At 66.7% G+C, this 21271-nt stretch carries 18 protein-coding genes and 2 pseudogenes; 10 read left to right on the top strand and 10 right to left on the bottom strand.

Annotation, left to right across the window (positions count from 1 at the left end; all coding sequences use genetic code 11):
- Positions 1 to 28: 28 nt before the first annotated feature.
- From J5X86_RS47515 to J5X86_RS47500, 4 genes are all read left to right on the top strand, one after another.
- Positions 29 to 988: a fumarylacetoacetate hydrolase family protein gene (locus tag J5X86_RS47515; protein ID WP_208522826.1), complete on the top strand. Its 960-nt coding sequence runs from the start codon at positions 29 to 31 to the stop codon at positions 986 to 988.
- A 161-nt stretch (positions 989 to 1149) separates the two neighbouring features.
- Entirely contained in the window at positions 1150 to 2004 is an 855-nt protein-coding gene (locus tag J5X86_RS47510) for an alpha/beta fold hydrolase (protein WP_208522825.1), read from the top strand.
- 78 nt (positions 2005 to 2082) lie between these two features.
- Complete coding sequence (locus J5X86_RS47505) at positions 2083 to 3381, top strand: acyl-CoA dehydrogenase family protein (protein ID WP_243983233.1); 1299 nt, start codon at positions 2083 to 2085, stop codon at positions 3379 to 3381.
- Positions 3382 to 3438: 57 nt separating this feature from the next.
- Entirely contained in the window at positions 3439 to 4620 is a 1182-nt protein-coding gene (locus tag J5X86_RS47500; RefSeq protein ID WP_208522824.1) for a flavin reductase, read from the top strand.
- A 439-nt stretch (positions 4621 to 5059) separates the two neighbouring features.
- Here J5X86_RS47500 and J5X86_RS47495 read toward each other — a convergent pair whose 3' ends face one another.
- The 8 genes and pseudogenes from J5X86_RS47495 to J5X86_RS47460 form a co-directional block, all read right to left on the bottom strand.
- Complete coding sequence (locus tag J5X86_RS47495) at positions 5060 to 5677, bottom strand: SDR family NAD(P)-dependent oxidoreductase (RefSeq protein ID WP_308124961.1); 618 nt, start codon at positions 5675 to 5677, stop codon at positions 5060 to 5062.
- Positions 5678 to 5749: 72 nt separating this feature from the next.
- Positions 5750 to 7494 (bottom strand): annotated as a pseudogene (gene ltrA, locus J5X86_RS47490) (group II intron reverse transcriptase/maturase).
- 102 nt (positions 7495 to 7596) lie between these two features.
- Complete coding sequence (locus J5X86_RS47485) at positions 7597 to 8013, bottom strand: nuclear transport factor 2 family protein (RefSeq protein WP_208522822.1); 417 nt, start codon at positions 8011 to 8013, stop codon at positions 7597 to 7599.
- A 1103-nt stretch (positions 8014 to 9116) separates the two neighbouring features.
- Positions 9117 to 10898, bottom strand: a complete 1782-nt coding sequence (locus J5X86_RS47480; protein WP_208522821.1) for a SpoIIE family protein phosphatase — start codon at positions 10896 to 10898, stop codon at positions 9117 to 9119.
- Between the two features lie 90 nt (positions 10899 to 10988).
- Complete coding sequence (locus J5X86_RS47475) at positions 10989 to 11708, bottom strand: integrase core domain-containing protein (RefSeq protein WP_208522820.1); 720 nt, start codon at positions 11706 to 11708, stop codon at positions 10989 to 10991.
- A gap of 574 nt (positions 11709 to 12282) precedes the next feature.
- Positions 12283 to 12789, bottom strand: coding sequence for a hypothetical protein (locus J5X86_RS47470; RefSeq protein WP_208522819.1), 507 nt, complete (start codon positions 12787 to 12789; stop codon positions 12283 to 12285).
- Between the two features lie 317 nt (positions 12790 to 13106).
- On the bottom strand, positions 13107 to 13790 hold the full coding sequence (locus J5X86_RS47465; RefSeq protein WP_243983232.1) for a DNA/RNA non-specific endonuclease: 684 nt from the start codon (positions 13788 to 13790) through the stop codon (positions 13107 to 13109).
- Positions 13791 to 13887: 97 nt separating this feature from the next.
- Complete coding sequence (locus J5X86_RS47460) at positions 13888 to 14220, bottom strand: hypothetical protein (RefSeq protein WP_243983231.1); 333 nt, start codon at positions 14218 to 14220, stop codon at positions 13888 to 13890.
- 743 nt (positions 14221 to 14963) lie between these two features.
- On the opposite strand from J5X86_RS47460, the gene J5X86_RS47455 reads away from it, so the two are divergent.
- The 5 genes from J5X86_RS47455 (at position 14964) to J5X86_RS47435 (ending at position 18005) form a co-directional block, all read left to right on the top strand.
- The gene (locus tag J5X86_RS47455; RefSeq protein ID WP_208522818.1) at positions 14964 to 15353 is read left to right on the top strand and encodes a hypothetical protein; all 390 of its coding nucleotides are present in this window, start codon (positions 14964 to 14966) and stop codon (positions 15351 to 15353) included.
- Between the two features lie 123 nt (positions 15354 to 15476).
- Positions 15477 to 16535, top strand: a complete 1059-nt coding sequence (locus J5X86_RS47450; protein ID WP_208522817.1) for a NucA/NucB deoxyribonuclease domain-containing protein — start codon at positions 15477 to 15479, stop codon at positions 16533 to 16535.
- A 279-nt stretch (positions 16536 to 16814) separates the two neighbouring features.
- Positions 16815 to 17102: a hypothetical protein gene (locus tag J5X86_RS47445; RefSeq protein WP_208522816.1), complete on the top strand. Its 288-nt coding sequence runs from the start codon at positions 16815 to 16817 to the stop codon at positions 17100 to 17102.
- Positions 17103 to 17241: 139 nt separating this feature from the next.
- Positions 17242 to 17391, top strand: coding sequence for a hypothetical protein (locus tag J5X86_RS47440; protein WP_208522815.1), 150 nt, complete (start codon positions 17242 to 17244; stop codon positions 17389 to 17391).
- Positions 17392 to 17579: 188 nt separating this feature from the next.
- Positions 17580 to 18005 carry a hypothetical protein gene (locus J5X86_RS47435; RefSeq protein WP_208522814.1) on the top strand — a complete coding sequence of 142 codons (426 nt, stop codon included), beginning with the start codon at positions 17580 to 17582 and terminating at the stop codon, positions 18003 to 18005.
- A gap of 1 nt (position 18006) precedes the next feature.
- On the opposite strand, the gene istB is transcribed toward J5X86_RS47435, so the two are convergent.
- Complete coding sequence (gene istB, locus J5X86_RS47430) at positions 18007 to 18762, bottom strand: IS21-like element helper ATPase IstB (RefSeq protein WP_208522841.1); 756 nt, start codon at positions 18760 to 18762, stop codon at positions 18007 to 18009.
- A 5-nt stretch (positions 18763 to 18767) separates the two neighbouring features.
- A complete protein-coding gene (istA, locus tag J5X86_RS47425) occupies positions 18768 to 20369 on the bottom strand; it encodes an IS21 family transposase (RefSeq protein WP_208522840.1) in 1602 nt (533 codons plus the stop codon).
- 622 nt (positions 20370 to 20991) lie between these two features.
- Between istA and J5X86_RS47420 the strand changes: the two are divergent.
- Positions 20992 to 21271, top strand: a pseudogene (locus tag J5X86_RS47420) (flagellar motor protein MotB); the annotation flags it as partial.

Genomic DNA, 21271 nt, shown 5'->3' with positions numbered 1-21271 from the left:
TTGGCCATGTTGAAAGTGACTCAGGCAGATGAAAATCCTCAGCTACCGCGACGCCCATGGCATCGACTCCGTTGGCGCCCTGCTCGATGACGGCACCGTCGCCGACCTCTCCACTCTGGTCCCCGGGCTCACCAAGGGCCCGATCAGCCCCCTGCGGCAGTTGCTCACCGCGACCGAAGGCAGGGCCCCGTTCACTCGGGCCGACCTGGACACGTGCGCACGCAGCGAGCTGTCGGCACTCACGGTCTCGCCGCTGGTGCCCGATGCCACGAAGATCATCGCCGCGCCGGTCAACTACAAGGACCACCAGGCCGAGATGATGGAAGACTTCCACATCGATGCCCTGGGAGTGTTCCTCAAGGCACCGTCCTCGGTGATCGCACACGGCGGATCGGTACGGCTGCCGTATCTCGACCGGCGCTTCGATCAGGAGGGCGAGCTCGCCCTCGTCATCGGCCGCACCTGCCGCAACGTACCCGCCTCAGAGGCCGACTCGGTCATCGCCGGCTACACCTGCCTGCTCGACATCACGATGCGCGGCGGGGAGGACCGATCGACACGGAAGTCCTTCGACACGTTCACTCCCGTCGGCCCCTATCTGGTCACCGCAGACGACGTCGGGCCGCTCGACGAGCTGCAGTTGCGGACCACCGTCAACGGGGTCCTGCGCCAGGACGCCGACATCGCCGATCTGATCTGGGGCGTTCCCGAGCTCGTCAGTTATGTGTCCTCGGTGATGACACTCCACCCCGGAGACATCATCTCCACGGGCACTCCCGCGGGTGTCGGACAGATCCACGCCGGCGACACCGTTTCCGTCGACATCGATCGCGTCGGATCCCTGACCGTGTCGGTCAACGCCGACGCGGCAGTGACCTCCCCGACCAAGGGGGCCCAGCGCGGTCCGAAGCCCCCGTCCGAGCTCACCCCGGTCCGCGACCGCCAGGACGACGCATCGCGGCAGGGCACCGCCAGGACGTCCCGGTGATGAGACCGGGACACAGCCCTTCACGACCCAGCCGCCACACGGCTCAGGTCGGACAGAGGCGCCCAAGACAAGCGTCTGCCGCATCGCCTGCTCCTGGCCACACCGGGCTTCGAGAGGCGAGCAAGGCGATCGGATCCAGAGGAGTGACAGTGGCAGAGTTCGTGGTCGGCGACGCCGACGTACGCGTCGAGACCGGCACCGCTGTGTCAGCCGACGGAACCCTCCTGGGCTGGACCCGTGTGGGAGCGGGCGAAGGCCGGCCGATCGTCGTGTGCCACGGGTCCCTGTCGAAAGCGCAGGATTGGATGGCTTTCGCCCAGCTCATCGCGGCCGAGCGCCCGGTGTACCTGTATGACCGCCGCGGCCGTGGACGCAGCCCCTACGCCTCCACGGACTTCGCCGCCGATGCAGAGGTCGACGATCTCGCCACCATGGTGGAGCTCGCCGGTCCCGGGGCGGCAGTCCTGGGGCACAGCTTCGGTGGTGGCTGTGCGCTCGCCTTCGCGGTGAGAGAGCAATTCCACAACCCGGTCGTGCTGTACGAACCACGTCACTCCATCACCAGCCCGGTCAGCCGCGGTCAGACCCCGGAACTGTCCCGCCTGGTCGACGACGGCGACTTCGAGGCAGCGGTCGAGCTCATCATCACGAAAATCGCGAATCTGCCGGGTGCGCTGGTGCCGGAATTCCGCAAGCTCCCGGCCTGGCAGACCATGTGCGAGACCGTGAACGCCTTTCCGCGGGAACTCAGGCTGCTCGACACCCTGGCCTGGTCCGGCAGCGAGCTGCAAGACCTTCAATGTCCGGCATTGCTGCTGGTCGGGGAAACCAGCCCGCTGCACATCGACGAACCGTCCTGGAACGAGCCCCTGCGCTCCCGCATCCCCGCAATTGAGTCAGGCACCCTCGCGGGCCAAGGACACTTCGCCTTCCTGACGGCCCCCGACGTACTCGCCTCGATCGTGCTGCAGCACCTCGTGGCGGTGGACGCAGGGCAGCACAACGCACCCCGCTGACGCGGACGGCACACCCCCAACGTGAGGCATGTGCAGCCTCCCGGCCACATGACAGAAGAGACGAAAGAGGTAAGGACAATGGCCAATTCACTCAGTGACGTCTATCAGTCGATGGCGGTGGACGGAGGTGTCGCCTCACCCCTGAAATCCGGCTCGGTCGACTTCGGCGAGCGCATGTACAAGGTCGCCTACGAGGTCGACGAGAAGCGCAACGAACTTGTCGCGACAGCCACGTCGCTTGTGGACCTGCTGCGTGAGAGCGCGCAGGAAATCGACCAGACGCGCCGCGTCCCGGACCGCGTCATCGAAGCCCTCGCCGATGCCGGACTGTTCAAGATCACGCTTCCCAAGCGCTATGGCGGCCATCAGGCCGACGTGCGGACGGTCATCGACGTCGCCGCCAAGCTGGCCGAGGGCTGCGGTTCGACGGCCTGGGTCGTCACCCTCATCAACACCGTCGGTATCGGCGTGGGCATGCTGTCGAAGCAGGCCCAGGACGAGGTGTTCGGCGCCAATCCTGACGCTCGTGTCGCCGGTGTCTTCTCACCCAGGGGTGAGTCGACCCGAGTCGAAGGGGGCTTCCGGGTGAGCGGTAAGTGGTACTACGGCTCAGGATCGCTCCACTCGGACTGGGTCATGGTCGGGTTCCCACTGGTGAACGAGGAAGGCGAGACGACGGACTTCGGACTGGGGCTCATCCCGCGGCCCGACTACGACGTGGAGGACACCTGGTTCGTCGTCGGCATGCGGGGCTCGGGAAGCAACGCGATCGTCGCTGACGACGTGTTCATCCCCGACCACCGCATCCTCTCCGTCAGCAGCGCGATCAACGGCGACTTCCCGACGGAGTTCGACGACGAGCACCTGTACCACTCGGCCTTCCACTCGGCCTTCACCCTCGTGCTCACCGGCGCACAGCTCGGGCTGGGGCGTGCGGCATTGAGGCTGGCGATCGAGCAGGCCGAACGGCGCACGATCCCCAACACGATCTACACGCAGCAGCGCACCTCGGCAGGGTTCCAGATGCAGATCGCCGATGCCGCACAGCTGATCGACACGGCGCATTTCCACGTCTACCGGGCCGCCGCCGACATCGATGTGACCGCCCGGCGCGGCGAGTACCCGACCTATGTGATGCGGGCGCGCATCCGAGCGGACGCGTCCCGTGCCGCGACCTGTGTGAAGGAAGCGCTCGACCTCCTGCTCACCGCCCATGGGGCCGGCAGCTTCGCCGAGAGCAGCCCGATGCAGCGCATCTGGCGTGACTCCAACATCGCGGGTCGTCACGGGACGCTCGTTCCGCCGGCCTCCCGGGAGATCTACGGCAAGGCACTGCTCGGATTCCCCATCGAGGAGAACATCACCAAGCTCCTGTGACGAATCCGGCGTGCAGTGCCGGGTTCGCCACTCCCCACGTCAAGCAAGGAGGCCCCCATGTCCGAGACGAGAATCTCGGAAGTCATCGAGCCCGGCCACTTCCGCCGCGTGCTCGGTCAATACCCCACAGGCGTCTGCGTCATCACCAGCCTCGACACCGAAGGACAGCCGGTGGGGATGACCGTCGGCTCGCTGACGTCGCTCTCGCTGGACCCGCCACTCGTCGCCTTCTCGCCCATGAAAGGATCGCGCACATTCGGCGAGATCGCGGCGACGGGCCGGTTCGCGGTCAATATCCTGGCCGGCGACCAGGTCGCCGTCTGCCGCCGCTTCGCCTCCCGCGAAACGGACAAGTTCGGCCCCTTTGACTGGCGCCCCTCCCGGCTGGGATCCCCCATCCTCGACGGCGTGGTGGCCTGGATCGACTGTCGCCTGGACACGGTCTACGAGACCGGCGACCACCTGATGGTGATCGGTGCCGTCGACAACCTCGAAACCGAGCGCCCCGCAGCCCCCCTCATGTTCTTCCAGGGCGGCTACGGCCGGTTCTCGGCCCTGTCGATGATCGCCGACGCCGAGGACGCCATCGCCGCCCACCTGCGCCTGGCAGACCTCGCACGCCCGCATCTGCAACGGCTGTCCAGCACGTTCAAAGTCCCGACCGCGGCCAGCGCTCTTGCCGGTGAGCAGGTCATTCAGGTCGCCTGGGCCGACGCCAACGACACCGGCTCGACCACCAACATCGCTGGCCTGCGGCTGCCGTTCGTGGCACCGTTCGGCCTGCTCTTTGCCGCATGGGAGATCGAAGCGGTCCGAGAAAACTGGCTCAACGCACACGCGGCCTCTGCAGACGACTTCGCCGGCGTCCGGCAGGTATTCCTGGACGAGCTGGCCCGTGCGCGCAGCCAAGGCTGGACAGCGACCCCCGACCACGCGAAGTTGCGCTCCATCGAGACGAGCATCGCCCGAATCGCCGCGGAGGGGCAGCTACCCGAAGCCATCCGCGAGCTCGACACTCAGATCGCCGACTTCGCGCGCGCGTACGCCACCCTGACCGACACGCCCCCGCGCCAACTGGCGGTACCGGTCTTCGACCATTCGGGGCGGGTCTCGCTCGTCCTGACGGCGCACAGCCTGCCAAGCTTGAACCGAGACGCACTCAACCAGTGCCGTGCCGAACTGACGGCTGCCGGCCACGAGCTGACTCATGCGATCAACGGTGTGCCGCCCCAACGGTGAGTGACTGCTGCCTCCGAGCAATGTTCCGTTGATCCGGACAACACGACCTCGCAGCGCTACCTTACGCCGGGCATCGCCGTGGCTTCTGGGTCTGTCCGCTGAAAGGCCCCGGCTTGGTCTTGGTGTTGACGCCCTCGGTGGGGCCGTTGCCGTACCGGAGTGTGAGTGCGGCATGCGCCTGACCTCGCGCTCTCACGAAGCGGACGGTCCGATGGGTGATCGGGTAGCGAAATGCGTCTCTGACCAGTAAGAAGGATTGCTGAGGTCCTTGTTCCGCTCCAGCCGGAGGCGCTTCTCAGGCGAAGAAGACTATCGGGTTCTACCCGCGTGTCCGCGTCGAGGGCGGTGGCCGCGCGAGCGCACATCCACTGCGCCGTTGGCCGGCCCGGCTCGCCGAACGGCTGCTCAACCCCGACTGACCGGAGCGCGTACCGCGCCCTCAGCCCAGCCCGACGAGCTCGGCGCTGCGGTCCCACAACTGGCGGCCGGTGGGCGGGGCCTTGACGGCCCGTAGCTTAAGGCGTTCGTAGTAGCCGCTCGACTCCCAGCCACGCTCCGGATCGGAGGCCGTCGCCAGCCAGGTCAGCTGCCGCGCCGCCTTGTGGGGGGACTGGAAGAACAGCCGCGGCAGGGGCGACCGGAACACCATGCCGACAGAACTCCGGCCCGCTTGGGCGAAGTTGCTGGACACGCCTCCCGGATGGCAGGCCACCGCGGACAACCCCCGGTCGTGGTACCGGCGGTGAAGTTCCTGAGTGAACAGGACGAGCGCCAGTTTGGCGTTGCCGTAGGCGCGCACCGGGGCATAGCGCCGGGCGTTGTCGATGTCGTCCAGATCCAGGTGCGCGCTGAGGCGTGCGGCATTGCTGGACGTCTGGATCACCGTGGCCCCACTCGCCAGCAAGGGCTCCATCAGTAGATTGGTCAGCAGGTACGGCGCGAGATAGTTGATCTGGAAGGTCTCCTCGAATCCGGCGTCCGTGACCGTGCGTTCGCCGTGGTCGGCCGCCCCCACCTCGCGCGCCACCGTGAGGGTCTTGTCGCGCGACCGGCCCACGACGACCACCTGGTGTGAGCTTTCCCCGCATCTGGCTCAAGCAAGCCCCATGGGCTTCGCAGGTCAGCAGGGCTATGTGGCCCGTTTGCCGTCGCCAGCGTGATGCTGGCGGTGGCATTCGGAGTGCACGAGGCGAAGGTTGTTCCGCTCGTCCGTGCCGCCGTCTCGCCGGTAGGTGAAGTGATGCTTGTGGAGCATCTTCTTCGAGGCCGCGAACCAGTTGATCCACTCACGTGGACTGTCCGGTTCGTACTCGGCTCCGACGATCAGCGCCTGCTTGCAGAGAGGACAGAGCCCCTGCTGCCGGACCGCCAGGAGAAGACTGGTCTTGTCCATCGGCGGCGGCGCTTTCTTCCGGCGGCGGTTCCGCCAGTGCTCGGTCAGAGCGGGGTCGTCCGGGGACGCTCCGCCCTTGACGAGCTGGTGGCGGACGATGCCGGTCCAGGCGAACTTGATGAGAAAGGCGCCGCTGTCGCGGTCGCCGAACACCCACCGGTCTCGCCGGGACGGGTGGAACCTGCCGAAGTACCGGTCCACGACCCAGTCCCTCGACTTGTTGCGGTGATGACGTCTGGCCCATTTGAAGGTCAGCCGCCACATGTAGTGATCCAGCGACGAGAACGTCGTCGTGGACGCCACCGCCCGGTAGTAGGCAGCCCAACCGCGAACGATCGGGATCAGCCTGCGCAACACTGCCTCGGCATTGGACCCATGCAGACCCTTGACCTCGGTCCGCAGTCGCGCCCGGAGCCTCGCGTAAGCCGCTGTACTCGGCTTGATGATCAGCTTTCCGCCCACGGCGGACGGTGAAGCCGAGGAAGTCGAACCCCTCATCGAGGTGGACGACCGTGGTCTTCTCCTCGTTGAAGCGAAGACCCCTCGGCTCCAGCCACTCCTCCAGCCGGGCTCTGACCTGGTGCACCTGTTCCTTGTCGTGACAGAGCACGACGAAGTCATCGGCATACCTCACCAGCACCGGAGCGCCCGGCATGGCGCCGGGCTCGCGCCCGGCCCGTGCCGTGTATTGGCACCCTGCGGCCTGTTCCAATCCGTGCAGAGCAACATTCAGCAACAGCGGGCTGATCACACCGCCCTGGGGAGTTCCCTCCTCGGTCGGTGCGAACCGGCCGCGGTCGATCACACCCGCCTTCAACCACCCGGCGATCAGATCCCTGGCGGGGAACTGGCCGAGCATGGTCATGAGGTGGTTGTGGTCGATGCGGTCGAACGCCGCCGACAGGTCCGCGTCCAGGACCCACAGACGTTTCGGGTTCCGGCCCTTCACCGTCCAGAAGATCGCGGATATCGCGTCCTGGCAGCTGCGGCCGGGCCGGAAGCCATAGGACCTCGGCTCGAACCGCGCTTCCCACTCGGGCTCCAGCGCGTTCTTCACGCGGGCCTGGAGGACCCGGTCACGCATGACCGGGATTCCGAGCGGTCGCTGTTTCCCGTTGCTCTTGGGGATGAACACTCGCTTGACCGGCTTGGCCCTCCAGGGCTTCGACGACCGATGGACCTCGGCCGCCAGCGTGCCTCTCCCCTTGGGCGTGAGAGCTCGTTCCCCGTCGATGCCAGCGGTCATGCGACCACTGCTGCTGCGTCACCCGCTTCACGCTGACCAGCGTATTGCTGCGGCTTCGCAGCATGAGCTTCTGCAAGCTACGGGCCTTCTTGAGGTCCCCGTCCTGCGTTGCCTTGAAGATCCTCTGCCTCAGCCGCCGTACGTTCTCCTCGCAGGTGGCCCAGTCGATGCCGTGCCAGTCGAGTAAGAGAGGTCTGTGCAGGGTGGCGGGCTGACAGCCGGGCGGCCACCACAGCCGTGCCGGCCATCGCCTCCTCATGCATGTCGTGATCAACGCTGCCTTCGGTGTCACGGGCTGCTCGGGACGCCGAGGATGTCCGCATCGGCTACCCAAGCATCAGCTCGTGAGTGCCTCGTGCGGGAAGGACGAGGTGACGACGCGACTGGCGAACTTCCACTGGCCCGCGACCCGGACGTAGCGATCGCTGTACGTGACGTGGGCGCGCGCGTAACTGCCATCGGTCTTCACAATCTCGACGAGACAGTTGACCCTGCCTTCACCATGGTCACCCTCGATGCTGGTGATCAGGTGGTTGAACATCATGTGGACGACGTTCGTGGAGTTGGCCATGAGGGTGTCGCGGAAGAAGACGCGGATCGCCTCGCGGCCTTCGAACAAGCCGAAGCCAGTCTCGGTCTCGTCCAGGGTGCCGTCCTCGGCCCAACAGTCGACGGACTCGTCAAGCTGCCCGGAGTCGAAAGCAATCGCGTAGCGACTATTGAGGTCCTGGATCTCTGCACGGTTATCGCTCATGCCGGAATTGTACGTTTGCGAACATGATCAGAATCGACCGGTGTGGCGCACCGGAGGAGAGCCGTCCTCCGTAGTCGGAGTGCGCCGGGCTTGAGTGGGCCATACATCTGAACCAAGCTCACCTACGGCCAGTGCAGCGGCGCGGCACTGGCGGCGCGGGTCCTGCCCAGCCAGAACGCTCACTCATATCCGACCGGGCACGGTGCGGTCATCTCTTGCCGAGAGGGCCGACCTGTGCGAGGTCCTCGACGGGCGGGACTTCTGACATATGCCACCGCCGCATCGCCAAATGAAATGGCGTCTTACTTACCTGGTGCGACCTCGTGTCGCACACAAGGGGTTGTAGTTGGCACTCAGACCCCTCGGTGACCTGCGCTTGTGCCATCTGTCCCTCGTGGACGGCGAGCCGGGCTACAGAAGTCTTGTTGGCACTCACGTCCCGCTCCGGGTCCCAGACGTACGCACTCCATGGCCACGACCAGGGGTTTCACCGGCCAGGACAGGCGTAGTTCCAACTATCCCTCTTTTGCGCCAACTAAAGATCCTCGTCGCATCTGTGGTCATCACCCTCACCTCCCACACCTCACGTCATCGAACATAAAATCGAACACGCGCGGGCGACGGACGTAGATCTGCGACGTTGCGCGATAGTTGGTTGTGGCCGCTATTCCGCGAGGACTACGCCAGGGTGAGGAGTCCGCCGCTGCGTGCCGGGAATGCCCGCCCCGAGGGGTGGGAAAGAACGCAGTTGCAACGGCTTGCCGGGCCGCAAGCTGAAGTCATGGCGGACCCGAAGGCCGGAGAAACCCCATTGCGGAGCCTCGAAAAGGGTAACGGGGGGGTGCTCAGGCTGATCGCGGAGACCGTCCTGAGAATCGACACAGACGCCGACCGCACGAAGCGGCTGGCCAACATCGCCATGACACAACTCCCCACGAGCTGCGGGGACCTCGCCATCGTCCGACGCATCGAGGCCGCGAATAATACGGCTGAGCCGCCAACTCGCTCGTTCACCACGACATACGGCAGGGTGCCTGGGGCTGGCTGCAGCCATTGCCGATCGGTGCCCTGACTCCGTACTGGACCGAGGAGGCAGGCGCCGGTCAGCCGGCTTGCTGTGCCTTTAGGCTGGGCAGATGCTGTTCGGCCCAGACAGTCTTGCCCACAGATTGATACCGGCTTCCCCACCGGTCGGCGATCTGCGCGACGAGGAAGAGCCCGCGTCCGCCTTCGTCCGTGCTGCGTGCTCGTCGCAGTCTGGGCTGGGTGTTGCTGCGGTCGGAGACTTCGCAGACCAGAACGTCGCCCCGGATGAGTCGTAGGGTGTAGGGCCCGTCGCCATAGCGGATGGCGTTGGTGACCAGCTCGCTGACGATCAGCTCGGTGCTGAAAGCCGCGTCTGACAGCCCCCATGTGACCAATCGATCCACAGCTTCTTTGCGGATGTTCGTGACGGCGGCTGGGTCGGCGGCAAACGCCCAGTCCGCCACGTGCTCGGCGGGCAGCGCGTGGACGCGGGCGAGGAGGAGCGCAATGTCGTCGCGAGCCGGCTTCCCGACGGCTTGGGACACCATTTTGCGGCCCAAAGTTTCAAGATCCGATGAACTCCCCCGCCCCGTGAGGGTGGCCAGAAGTCGAGGGATGTCGGCTCCTCCGTCGCTGGCGCCCGCGGGTTGATCCGTGAGGCCGTCGGTGTACAGCGCCAGCAGGCTGCCGGGTTCGAGGCTCACTTCCGTTACCTCGAATGGCAATCCGCCGACCCCGAGCGGCGGTCCCGGAGAGATATGGATCTGCTCTATGGTGCGGTCGGGGTGCATGAGGAACGGCGGAGGGTGTCCCGCGCTGGCCAGGGCGCACGTGCACCCCACTGGATCGTAAACGGCGTACAGGCATGAGCCGCCCACCGATTCGCCGTCGTGGTGGTCACATTCTGTCTCGTAGGCCAGTCGTTGGATAACGTCGTCAAGGTGGCTGAGGAGTTCTCCCGGGTCGAGCTCCATGTCGGCCAGGGCTCGCACGGCGGTACGGACCTGGCCCATCATTGCTGTGGCGTGCAGGCCGTGGCCGATCACGTCTCCGATGACGAGAGCGACGCGGAGAGAGGACAGGGGGATCACGTCGAACCAGTCACCCCCGACCTCGACGCCTTCGCCCGCTGGTACGTACCTTCCCGCCGTCTCCACTGCCAGCATGTGCTGGGCGCCGCGTGGCATCAAACGCCGTTGCAGGTCCGTAGCGACACGGTGTTCCCGGGTGTACCTGCGGGCGTTGTCGACGGCGATGGCCGCCCGGGAGGCGATCTCGCGGATCAGTTCCCCATCCTCGTCGGTGAACGGAACTGCCATGGCGGTTCGCCACAAGCTGATGTTGCCCAGCACGAGTCCGCGGGCGAAGAGCTGAGCAACGATCACCGAATGGCCGCCGGGCGGTATGAAGAGCCGGATGAGTTCCTGGTCCCCAAGCAGGGCAACGGCCTTTGCTCGGTCTGCCACCAGCGTGTAGTCACCGCGCTGGGCGGCGCGCAGGAGTGGCGAATCGGGGTAGGGCGGGTGCTTCGCTCCCGGAGGCAAGATCTCTGTAGGTCTCGATCCCGAAGCTGCGGCTACAGCCACCCGCCGTAGATGGAGTTGTCCACCGCCGGTGAAGCGCGGCGGCTCCTCGCCTGTCAGCACTGCTTCGGCCAGAGCTACGGCCGCCAGATCCGCAAAACCGGGCACCAAGCAGTCCGCCAGGTCCTGCGCCGTACGCACCAGGTTCAGAGAATGGCCCAAGCGTTGTCCGGCCCGCCGTCGGACGAGGCGGTGCTGACTCTCGCGGAGGGCGTTCGGTTCCCCCAGGGGCCGATCCGATGCCATACACACCGCCTCGCAGCGCTGCTGTGCCATGAACATATTCTCCCGAAGGGGCTGTTTCCGCATCTGGGTTGTCACGATGTGTATGTGCGGAACTGTGTGGGGGCCGGAAACGGTGTCGCCCTATGCGACCTGCTTGTATTCGTGGATGAGGCCTCCGAGTCGATCACGCCGGGAGATTGCTGTCTTGTCGCTGGCCAGGCACGGTTCAGGGGTAGTTGGTCGGCCCGGTGGCCGTTGTCCAAGGGATCGGTGTGGGCGGTGTTGGTTGCAGTGCTGTGCGTATTCGTTGACGGCGGGGTGGAGATGTCGCTGTCCGGTGATCAGGGTGCGGTCGGTGGCCTCGTGGCGGCATGATCCGATCCAGGGTTCGGCGATGGCGTTCATTCGGGGCGCTTGGGGCAGTGTCGGAAGGACCTGCACGCCGATCGCCTGGAAGACGGCGTGGAAGCTGTCGGTGAAGTATGTACCGCGGTCCCGGATGAGGAATCTGATCGACTGGGCATGGTCTCCCAGGTCCATGAGGTAGTTCCGTGCTTGCTGGGTAACCCATGGGCCGGTGGGGTGTCGGGTGATGCCGGCGATGTGTACAGGGCGGGTGCCGTGCTCGATGAAGAACAGAACGAACCAGCGCCGCAAGAAGACCGTGTCGATATGGAACAGGTCCGTGGCCACGATCGCAGTGGCCTGAGCTTTGAGGAAGACAGGCCAGGAGCGGTCCGTACGCTGCGGTGACGGGTCGATCCCGGCCTCCTTGAGGATCGACCAGACAGTCGAGGCGGCGATATCGCGTCGCAGGCCGACGAGCTCGCCGTGGATGCGGCGGTATCCCGAACAGGGCAAGCCATCGGAAGGTCTGGCAGGCGAGCAGGTAGATCAGCCGTATGACCACGACCGGCATGCTGCCTGAGAACGGCTTGCGGCATGCTGAGCTTTGACAGATCCAAACCAGCAGGTCATCCCGGGTGACATAATTCCCGGCACCCACAGGGTTCGCGTGGAACCAGCGGCGTTTCTGCTCGGTCGCGTAGGCCCGGCGTGCCTCCGCTTCGGCTTCCTCGGTCCGGCCCAGCATCGTCAGGGTGCACCGCCGGTACTCCGGCGCCGCCTGCTGCACCGCCTGGAGCGCGGCGAAGGCGAACGCGGACGCCACCGAGGCAGGTTCCGCGTCCAGCTCGCCCGGCTCGATCAGCTCCATGTACTCGCACCGGGCGGTGGCGATGCCGGTCTCCAGGGACGCCCGGACATGGGCGGCGACGGCGTCCGCGTCGTCCAGAGAGGCGGTGCCGCCCAGGTCGGTGATCCGGCGCAGCCCCGCGCGGGCCCCGGGCATCAGCGAGGCGATCCCGCGGAAGAGCTCGCCGGCAGCCCGGCGAGCAGTTACGCCTCGCGGCCCAGGGGCGTGGCATCACGGCGGTCACCGGTGGCGAGGTCGCCTGTTCCTGGGCGACTCGGGTCCACCGTCGTCGGCGGGCTGGGCGGCTGGCGGGCGACGACCCGCGGCGGCCAGGCCGATCATCGCTGTGAGCAGCGCGAGCACCTGGCTGATGAGCCCGATCCAGGCGGTGAGCAGCGCTGCCGAGTTGGCCATCACTTCCTGTGTGTTCTGGGTCAGTGGGCCCGACGCGGGGCCGGGCGTGGCGGGCGCGGACTGCGGGGAGGTGGGCGGTGAGGTGGGCGGTGAGGTGGGTGGGGACGTGACGGGTGAGGTCGGGGGCGTGGTGGGTGGTGAGGTCGGTGGGCTGGACGTGGTGTCCGTGTCGGTGGGGTTCGGGGTGACCGTCCGCGTGGGGTGCACCGTCAGCACGGTCAGGCCACCCGCCGACAGGAGTGTGCCGATGCCCATCAGCGCGAGGGTGACCAGCAGCAGGGTGGCCGGGAGCTTGAGGACGGCGAGGGTACCGGCTTGCGGAAGGCGCCACATGGGGACACTGTACGAACGGACTGTACGGATTCGATCATGCGGCGTTGCGCCTGTCGGGGCAACGCCGGGACCGCCCCCGGGCCCGCGTCCAGCACGGTCGTGCCCTCATGTGTCCTTCTGCGAGGTGGGCATGGTGATGTCGTCGTAGGACTCCAGGAGGGACCAGCGCTGTGCTGCCCGCCTTCCGGTGGGGAGCCGGTCGGCGGTCGGCAGTGGGCTCAGATCCAGACCGGTGAGGTTGGCGATGTCCAGGACAGGTACCTGGAAGGTGCGGAAGGCGCCGAGCGGGGGAGGGTCTCCTGCTCGCGAGGCTTTGGTCAGGGTTGGACAGCGGCTTCTTTAGTGAGGTCGGGGCTCTGGTCCAGCACGTAGGCGGTGGCCGCCAGATCCCCGTCCTGCATGAACGCGGCGACTTTCCAGAACTTGAGCGGCACCTGGATGCCCCGGTAGGGCGGATCGGAGTCCTCGAGCACTGGCCCGGTGAAGACCGTCAGCTTGCGGTCGAAGTTTTCGGCGTGGTCGAGCAGGAAGTTCTCCAGGCCCTGCCAGAGCTTTTTGCCCTGGTTGAAGATGTCCATCTGCGGAGCGGCGTTCGTGTAGTGGAAGGTGTCGCTGTCCGCTGTGGAGGCTTCCGTGCCCCATACCGGGTCGAGTCGGCGGACCAGGTGGCCTTTGTCCAGGGGGTTGTCTTTGTAGACGGGGTGGCCGGCCTGCTGGGCTTCGGGAAGGCGGGGGTCGAAGCGCCAGTCGTCATTGCGTGGCACATCGACGAGGTTCGCGCCGTCGATCGTGACGGCTGTTGCCGCGGCCAGCCGCCGGTCCGGGCGGAAGACGACGCTGAAGTTGGTGTACGGGAGGATCACCGTTTCGATGCCCGAATCGGCAGGCACGGGCAGCGGTACAACCCCTCCCAGGAAGCGGTCGTTGTAGCCCTTGCGGTTCGCCAGGGATTCGGGGCTCACGGTCTCAGCGTTTGGCGGGGGATCGGGGTGAGTGGCCATGCCGCTCTACGTACCGCACCGCCCGGGCTCGCACGCGGACGCGGCCTGTCACCTCATCTGAATGGCTGAGAGCAGCTTCGACCACGAGGTACCCGCGTCAGGTGACGCGGGCGGCGGGTTCACCGCGCAGCAGGTCGGGGCGGGCATCGGCGAGCACGAAGGCCCGCCTGAGCCCCTCTACCAGCGCCCGGTCGATGTGGTAGAACCGGGCCCGCTCGTTCCGCTGGAGCAGCCGAGAGGCGCCGGTCGGGGCGACGCGGCGCTGTACCGCTTTGATGCTGGTGAGGGTTCCGCGCATCTTGGCCTTGGTGATCGGGCTGATCGGATGGTTGGCGAAGTACTGCTGGACTTCGTCGAACGAGGCGGTGCCGCCCAGGTCAGTGATCCGGCGCAGCACCGCGCGGGCCCCGGGCATCAGCGAGGCGACCATCCGGAAGAGCGCCTGTTCGCTCCAGCCGTCGCCGATGTCGTCGCCGCTGAGGTCCTGCGGCTGGTTCTACCGAGCGCTGCCGCGAATTCGGACTGCGTCCGCTGGCGTTCCTTGCGGAACTTCTGGACGCGCTGGCGGAAAGCTCTCTGGCTTTTGCCAGCCCAGATACGTCCGTTTCACCTATGTTTGCGCGTCTGTGAAGTCCCGTCTGGCGGGGCGGCCGCCCCGTCGCGCCCCTACACCCAATTGCCCCACCTGCCTGGGCTGGCCCCGCTGCGCCTGCGGCGCCCTCTACGACCCAACGAGGGAGACACCTGCCGGACCTATTCCGATGGATAAGGAGCGCGCCCCGAGCACCTGCCAGCTGGCCGTCGCCCGCCAGCGCTCGACGGTGAAGGGCGGTCGTCGTATCCGAGGCGGCGGACCAGGTGGCGCCGGCACGGCAGCGCCCGGCCAGCCACCGGATCGGATGGACCATGCAGCCTTACCGAGCATGACCTCAAGAAAGGGAATGCGTGACCATCGTCGTATCCGGTGTACCCGCGAAGTGCCCCGTCCCCTGGTTACACCCGGACGATCTCGTCCGGACCGACCAACCACGCACGACCTGACGGCGGCCGAGGCCCGCGTCAAGTGGTTCATCGGTCGGCCTGCGGGGAACCTGCCGAAGCGCCCGAGATCTGTCAAGAAATAGGAGCTGGCCAACTCGCGCTGCAGTGTATTGCCCGGCAACATAAAGAGGTATGGATGTCGCTGAGCCCGGTCCGCGCTCAGTGGAGCTGCCGGTCGCGTCCTGGTTGGTCATCGATTCCGCGATGGGCGACGAGATCAGCGTGGAAGGCGAGGGAGGCGACGAGGCCGGGGTTGTCGAACTCGGCGTCAGTGTCCGCCGGGCAGGCTGGAATGCGCTCCCGGACTGGCCGTCTGACCCGCAGGGGTTCGCAAGCTGGCCAAGGTCTGGCCAGCAGGTCACGATCGCACTGAGCGAGTCCCAATGGTCCCTGGTTGTAGCTGTACTGGACCGGTGGGCAGAGGTCTATGACGGTCTTGACGATCCCAAGCAGACTGAGGAAGCTCGACGCTGCCGGGCCATTGCCGAGCACATTCGCCGTGACCTCGATTCGATGCCTTGACTGCACGCCAGCACGGCTCGGGAGCCGGCTTGTAGCAGTGCGTAACAGCTGTCCTAGACGCGTATCTCTCTGCGTTTTGCCGAGGTGTGCCCGAGGTCATGTTCCTCTAATGAAGGAGCTGCGATGCGTGCACGACGCATATACCAGCTGCTGCTGGCAGGTCTGATCCTGTCGCTACCGCTCAGCAGCGGCGGGGCGTGGGCTGCGCCGTTTCCGCCGGCGCAGCGCGGCACCCGGTGGGAAGCGGCTCCCGCGAAGCCTGGGGACACGGTAGTGGCCGCCCTGGGATCGGCGAGGAGGGTCCCGGCGGGCATGAGGGCGGAACGCGACTGCCCGGAGGTTTCGCGGTTCACGGCGTGTGACGCCATGCCTGCCAATATCGTGCTCAGGGACTGGAGCAAACTGGGTGGAAAGGTCGTGGGAGGAGTCTTCTTCGATATCACCATCGGCTACCGCACCGAATCTTTGAGCAATCGCTACCGCGCCTTGGTGCACGTCAAGGTCACCAAGGCCTTCGGCCTCACCAGAGGCACGGTGACCACTATCACGGGCAGCTGCAGAATTCCCTGCGCATCCTCCGGATCGGCTGCTGGCCCAACCGCTCGCCCTGGAGATGACTGGAACGGGACGCTGTCTTTCCAGGACGCCGTCATGAAGGGCGAAAGCCATATCAATGTGGCCAACATCGCGATCCTCCCTGCCCATCCTGTTTTCGAGCGCCAGCAGGGCGATTCGGGCCCGGCTGCCGCCGAAATACGGTGCGACGACTCCTTCAAAGGTAAGAAGCCAGGCTGCGTCGTCCGTCGCTTCTTTCCCACCATCACTGAGATGGCCCAGCTACCGGCAATTGCCGCCAATATCCGCTCCGTCCAGCGACGCGGCGGCGTTGGAGTGCCCGGCAACCTGTTGAAAGCTCTCACCCGGACGACTGACAAATCCCGGATTGCACGAAACCGCGGCGCTGTTTGCGGCAGCGCCATCGTTGGCCCGCGTCCCGTTGGCAAGGAATGCGACGAGTACCCCTTCGCTTCCACTCTCAATGGGGGCACCGCTACGCCCGAGGAATCGCGAGGGTGGGCATGGGTGCCGGAAACGGAGCAGCGCAGCCAAGGCGCATTCCTCGCCAATTTCTACACCAAGAACCGTGTTCTGGACGGTGACCACTTCTACGTGCAAGTGTGAACGAGTAGCCCTCACCCCTGCTCAGCCTGCGCCCGGACGCCCCACCGGAGCTGGACGACCTCGCAACTGGCCTTCTGGCCAAGGATCCGGCCGACCGCCCGGAGAGTGTCGAGGGGGGGCTGGGACATCACCGGAGCGGATCCGGCCCGCGTCGCCCTGTACGTCGCGATGCAGGCGGCGAGGCACCGCGGCGACCGGCCACGAATGTCACCGCAACGCCGATCCGGTCGACGGGGCGGTCCGGGACGCGGCAGACTCTGAGCAGATGGAAGGGGCAGCATGAGTGCACAGCCTCACCCGCACGAGCCGGACCGGGTGCCGCGAAACGCCGAGGGTATCGCGGCCGCGCTCGAGGGCGAGCGGCGGATGGAGTTCTACCGCGAGCTCCTGGCGGCCGCGCCGGAGAAGGCCGAGGCGGTGCTGCGCCGTTGGTGGTGCGAGGCGATGCTCGACACCGACCCGTCCGCCGGCCGGTTCACCGAGGCCGCGCTGAACGGCACCCTGCCCACGAAGAGCGTCGCGGCGGCCGTCGCGCGCCGCCTGGCGGCCGGGCTGCCCGTTGAGTGACTCGCACGGCCAGGAGCCGGAGGGTTGGCCTTGTGAGCTGTCCGAATAGGTCGACGCGCTGCTGGCCGACTTATCTCTGCCGGGTGAGGTCTTCGGGGCGATTATCGCGGCGACGGTTCAGATCAACGAGACCCGGGGCATGGTGCCGGGCAGTACGGCCTCGGCGAAGTGGCCGCAGCAGCGGCGGATGCCGCTCGGCCGGGATGGAGTACTCGGTGTGGCTGAGTACGTGATCGTTGCTGACGCCGACCCGCCGCACATCGTCCTCACCCGCGTCCAGGTGTACTGACCGTCCCTGACGGCCGAGGGGTCTGACGAGCCCCGCTCTCGCCGGGGCCTCTTGCTGGTCGCTCCATGGCCAGCGTGTCAACGACCGCGTAATTCCCCAGGGGTGTGGTCACGTAATTCCCCAGGTGCCCGCCGTGAGTGGCTTCAGGGGCGGTCCGGTTGTCAGTGGCCGTTGCGAGAATGCTCGTCATGACGCCGTTGCTTCTTACTGACATCGAACGTGCCGTTCGCAACAGCTGGGGCGCCGACACGTGCCCGCCGGAGGACCTGCCGCAATGGAGCACGGAGAACCCAGCTCGGGGCCAGTGCGGGGTCACTGCCATGGTCCTCAACGACTTGCTCGGCGGCGAGTTGATCCGCGGCGAGGTCCGTGTCAACGGCGAGTTCAGGGACTACCACTGGTGGAACCGCATAGGCATGGGGGTCGAGATCGACCTCACCCGGGGACAGTTCAGGCCGGAGGAGATCGTCACCGGCGGCACCGTCGTCCCCCGCTCGCCTGTCACTGAGTGGCGTCGCCTCCGTGAGGAGTACGAGCTCCTCCGGAGCCGGGTGATGGAGGAGCTCGATCGGGATCGGTCCGGATCTGGTGAGCCTTCCGGGGGGCCTAGCTGATCTAGTTGACCGGTGGCTTGTCGGTGTGGTTCTTGGGGCGTTTGTTGGGCCGGTAACTGGGACCGTTCATGATCACCTGATGGCTGGCGTTGATCAGTCGGTCCAGCAGGGACTCGGCGACGACCGGGTTGGGGAAGAGGGGATACCAGTCGCTGGGCGCCCTGTTGCTGGTGATGATCAGCGAGCGTCCTTGCCGCTCGGAGACGAGTTCGTAGAGGTCATCGGCTTGGGACGCGGTCAGCTGGCGCATGGCGAAGTCGTCGAGGATGAGCAGGTCGGGGCGGATGAGTTCGCGCATGCGCTTGTCCCAGGTGCGGTCCGCGTGACCGCCAGCGAGTTCGCTGAGGATGCGGCTGGTCTTGCTGAAGCGGACGTTGGCGCCCTGGCGGACGGCCTGGTGACCGAGGGCCTGGGCGACGTGTGTCTTTCCGACCCCGACGGGCCCGAACAAAATGACGGACTCGCCGGAGTGGAGCCAGCGCAAGGCCGCCAGATCGCGGATCTGGGCGGCGGGCAGCTTCGGGGAGGCGTTGAAGTCGAAGCCCTCCAAGGTGGCCTGCTGCTCGAACTTCGCCCTGCGCAGGCGCCGTTCGAGCGCGACGGACTCGCGGCGGGTGATCTCGTCCTGGCAGAGGACCTGGAGGAAGTCGAGGTGCCCGAGCTCGCCCTTTTGGGCCTGGGTGAGGCGGGCGTCGAGGGTTTCCAGCATGCCGGACAGCCGCAGCGTCTTCAGCGATTCGCGCAGGGTGGTGGTCATCACGCTCACCGGCCGGCCTCCTCAGCATCGGTGCCGGCGTGACCCTGGTCATCGTGAACTTCGCCGGAGATCTGCAGGGGGACGGTGGCGGCGAACAGGCCCTCGGGCCCGTGCAGGAAGGCCGCGGCCCCGGCGTCGCCGGTTTCCGGTTCCGGGTCGGTCTCGGTGCCGGCGACCAGGATGCCCTTGACGGTCCGGTAGGACGGATCACCGACCGCGACCGCCTTCGCGCAGGCGGCTTCGAGTCTGGCGTCGCCGTACTTCTTGCGCAGCCCGAGTACTCCCTGGGCCGCCCGGAGCCGGTAGAGGGCGTTGACCTCCAGCAGTTGGTCGATCACCTCCCGGCAGGCGTCCCCGACCTGCGAGGCTTGGCCGCGGCACCAGATCGGCGTGCGCATCTGAAAGGCGATCTTCTCGGGCGGGTAGTCGTTTTTGTCGGTGCGTTTGCCCTGCTCAAGTGCTGCGTGGGTCTTGACCAGCTCGCCGTCGTGGAAGACCTGCACCATCGTGGCGGTGGAGCGGACATCGACCCGACGGCCGATCAGCTTCCAGGGAACCGAGTAGAGGGTGCGGCCGACCTTGATGTGGATGTCCGGGCCGACGGTGGCCTGTGACCACCGGGCCAGCACAAACGGCTCTTCAGGCAGCGGCAGCATGGCTGGTGCCTCCACCGCCTCGAACACGGACAGCGGCTTCGCGCAGTCCAGTGGGCGGCACTGCCGCTGGCCTGCGACGTTCGTGGCCCAGAGCAGCGCCTCGGCCTGCATGTGCTCCAGCGAGGTGAAGGTCCGCCCGCTCCAGAACGAGTCGCGGACATAGGGCATGGGCCGCTCGACCCGCGGCTTGTCCTTCGGCTTCGACGCGCGGGCCGGGTCCACCAACGTGCCGTAGTAGGAGGCGAGTTCGGCATAGGACCGGTTGATCTTCGGGTCGTAGAGGTCCGGCTTGTCGACCCCGGTCTTGAGGTTGTCCGGCACCAGGCGGCGCGGGACGCCGCCGAAGAAGCGGAAGGCTTCTGCGTGCGCGAGGGTCCAGGCGTGCTGGTCCATGTACGTTACCGGGCGGACGAACATGTGCCGCGAGGCGGGCAGCACCATCACGAACGCCCAGATCCGGTGCCGTTTACCGCTGGTAGGGTTGATCCACTGCCCCAGGAAGCCGTAGTCGATCTGAGCCTCCGAGCCCGGTTCGATGTCATCCCGCAGCACCGTGACCTTCGAGCGGGCCGCCTCGTCGGGCAGGTTCTCGTGCACCCAACGGCGGAACGTCGTCAGCGACACCTTCAACTTGCCCTCATCGCGAAGCCGTTGATGGATCGTGGTGACCGTCGTGGTCTTCAGCAGTTCCTTGACGTAGTCACGGTGCGGCTCGATCTCGCCCCACCTGACCTGATTCAGCTTCCGGCTCGTGAGCTCCGGGAACCAGCTCTTGAGCAGCTTGGCCCAGTCCGCCTCGCTCATGGGCGGCCCGCCAGGGGTGATCCCCGCCTTCTCCGCCGGCGCCAGGTACTTCCTGATCGTCTTGCGGTCCACCCCCAGCGAGGCGGACACCTGGCTCTTGGACCGGCCCGCGTACCAGTGCACGTAGATCTCGACGATGTCGACCACGGTGAACGTTCTCCTTGCCATCCGGTGCGTCCGTCGGCCTCTCGGCTCGCGGATCGAGGGACCGTGACGGCTTCGAGAGGTCAGTCCCTCAACCCGGGCACCGGCATGCCCATGGGGAACCCGCCTGATTCGCACGGAATAGCCAACAGGTGATCAAACCACCCGAAACAGGGAACATCACGCCAGTTCGAGCATGGTCGGCGGCACCATCGATGGTCGGCGCCCCGGTGGGGAATCGTGACCACGCGGGTGGGGAATTACGTGGCGCTGATCATGCAGATCGTGGGGAATTACCTGACCGCCGACACCAGCGCGGCCAGAACGAAGGCGCGCCGGGCGTACACGACCGAGCAGAACCGCTGCTGGTTCGGCGTTGGACCGGTTCCGGTCCCTGCCGATGGCACGGTGGGCGGTGTCCTTCGGGCACACCGGCGCCAGCTCCCTGATCGGCCTGCCACTGCTCGCCGCCATGGTGGGGACGGGCCTGCCCTTGGCGTCTTTTCCCTGGTCACAGCCGTGTTAGCCGGATGTTAGCGGGGCGGCACGATTGCGGTAGTAGCTCCGGTCAGAGTTGTTGTCGTACCGAGCAGACCACGATACCGACCGCCCTGGGGGACCCGAAATGCGCTCCAACACCACTGCCCGCATCGCCCGCCGTCGCACCCTCCGCGTCGCCGCCGCAGTCCTGACCGCAGCCGCCGCCCTGACCCTGACGGCCTGCAACGGCTCGGACAGCGGCGACACGAAGTCCGCGGGCCAGGCCGACACGGCCCCGGCCGGGTCCAGCGGCTCCTCTGGTTCCTCCGACGGTGCGCAGGGTTCCGACGCCAAGGCCAAGGGGGGCTCGGAGGCGGGCGCCGCGGAGAATGAGTCGGGCGGCGGGCAGGCCGCCACCGAAGGCG

Origin of the sequence: Streptomyces sp. NEAU-YJ-81, from assembly GCF_017592595.1 — a bacterium.
Lineage (GTDB): Bacteria > Actinomycetota > Actinomycetes > Streptomycetales > Streptomycetaceae > Streptomyces > Streptomyces hygroscopicus_B.
Note: the sequence above shows the minus strand (reverse complement) of the source record. Positions and strands in the feature narration are given on the sequence as shown.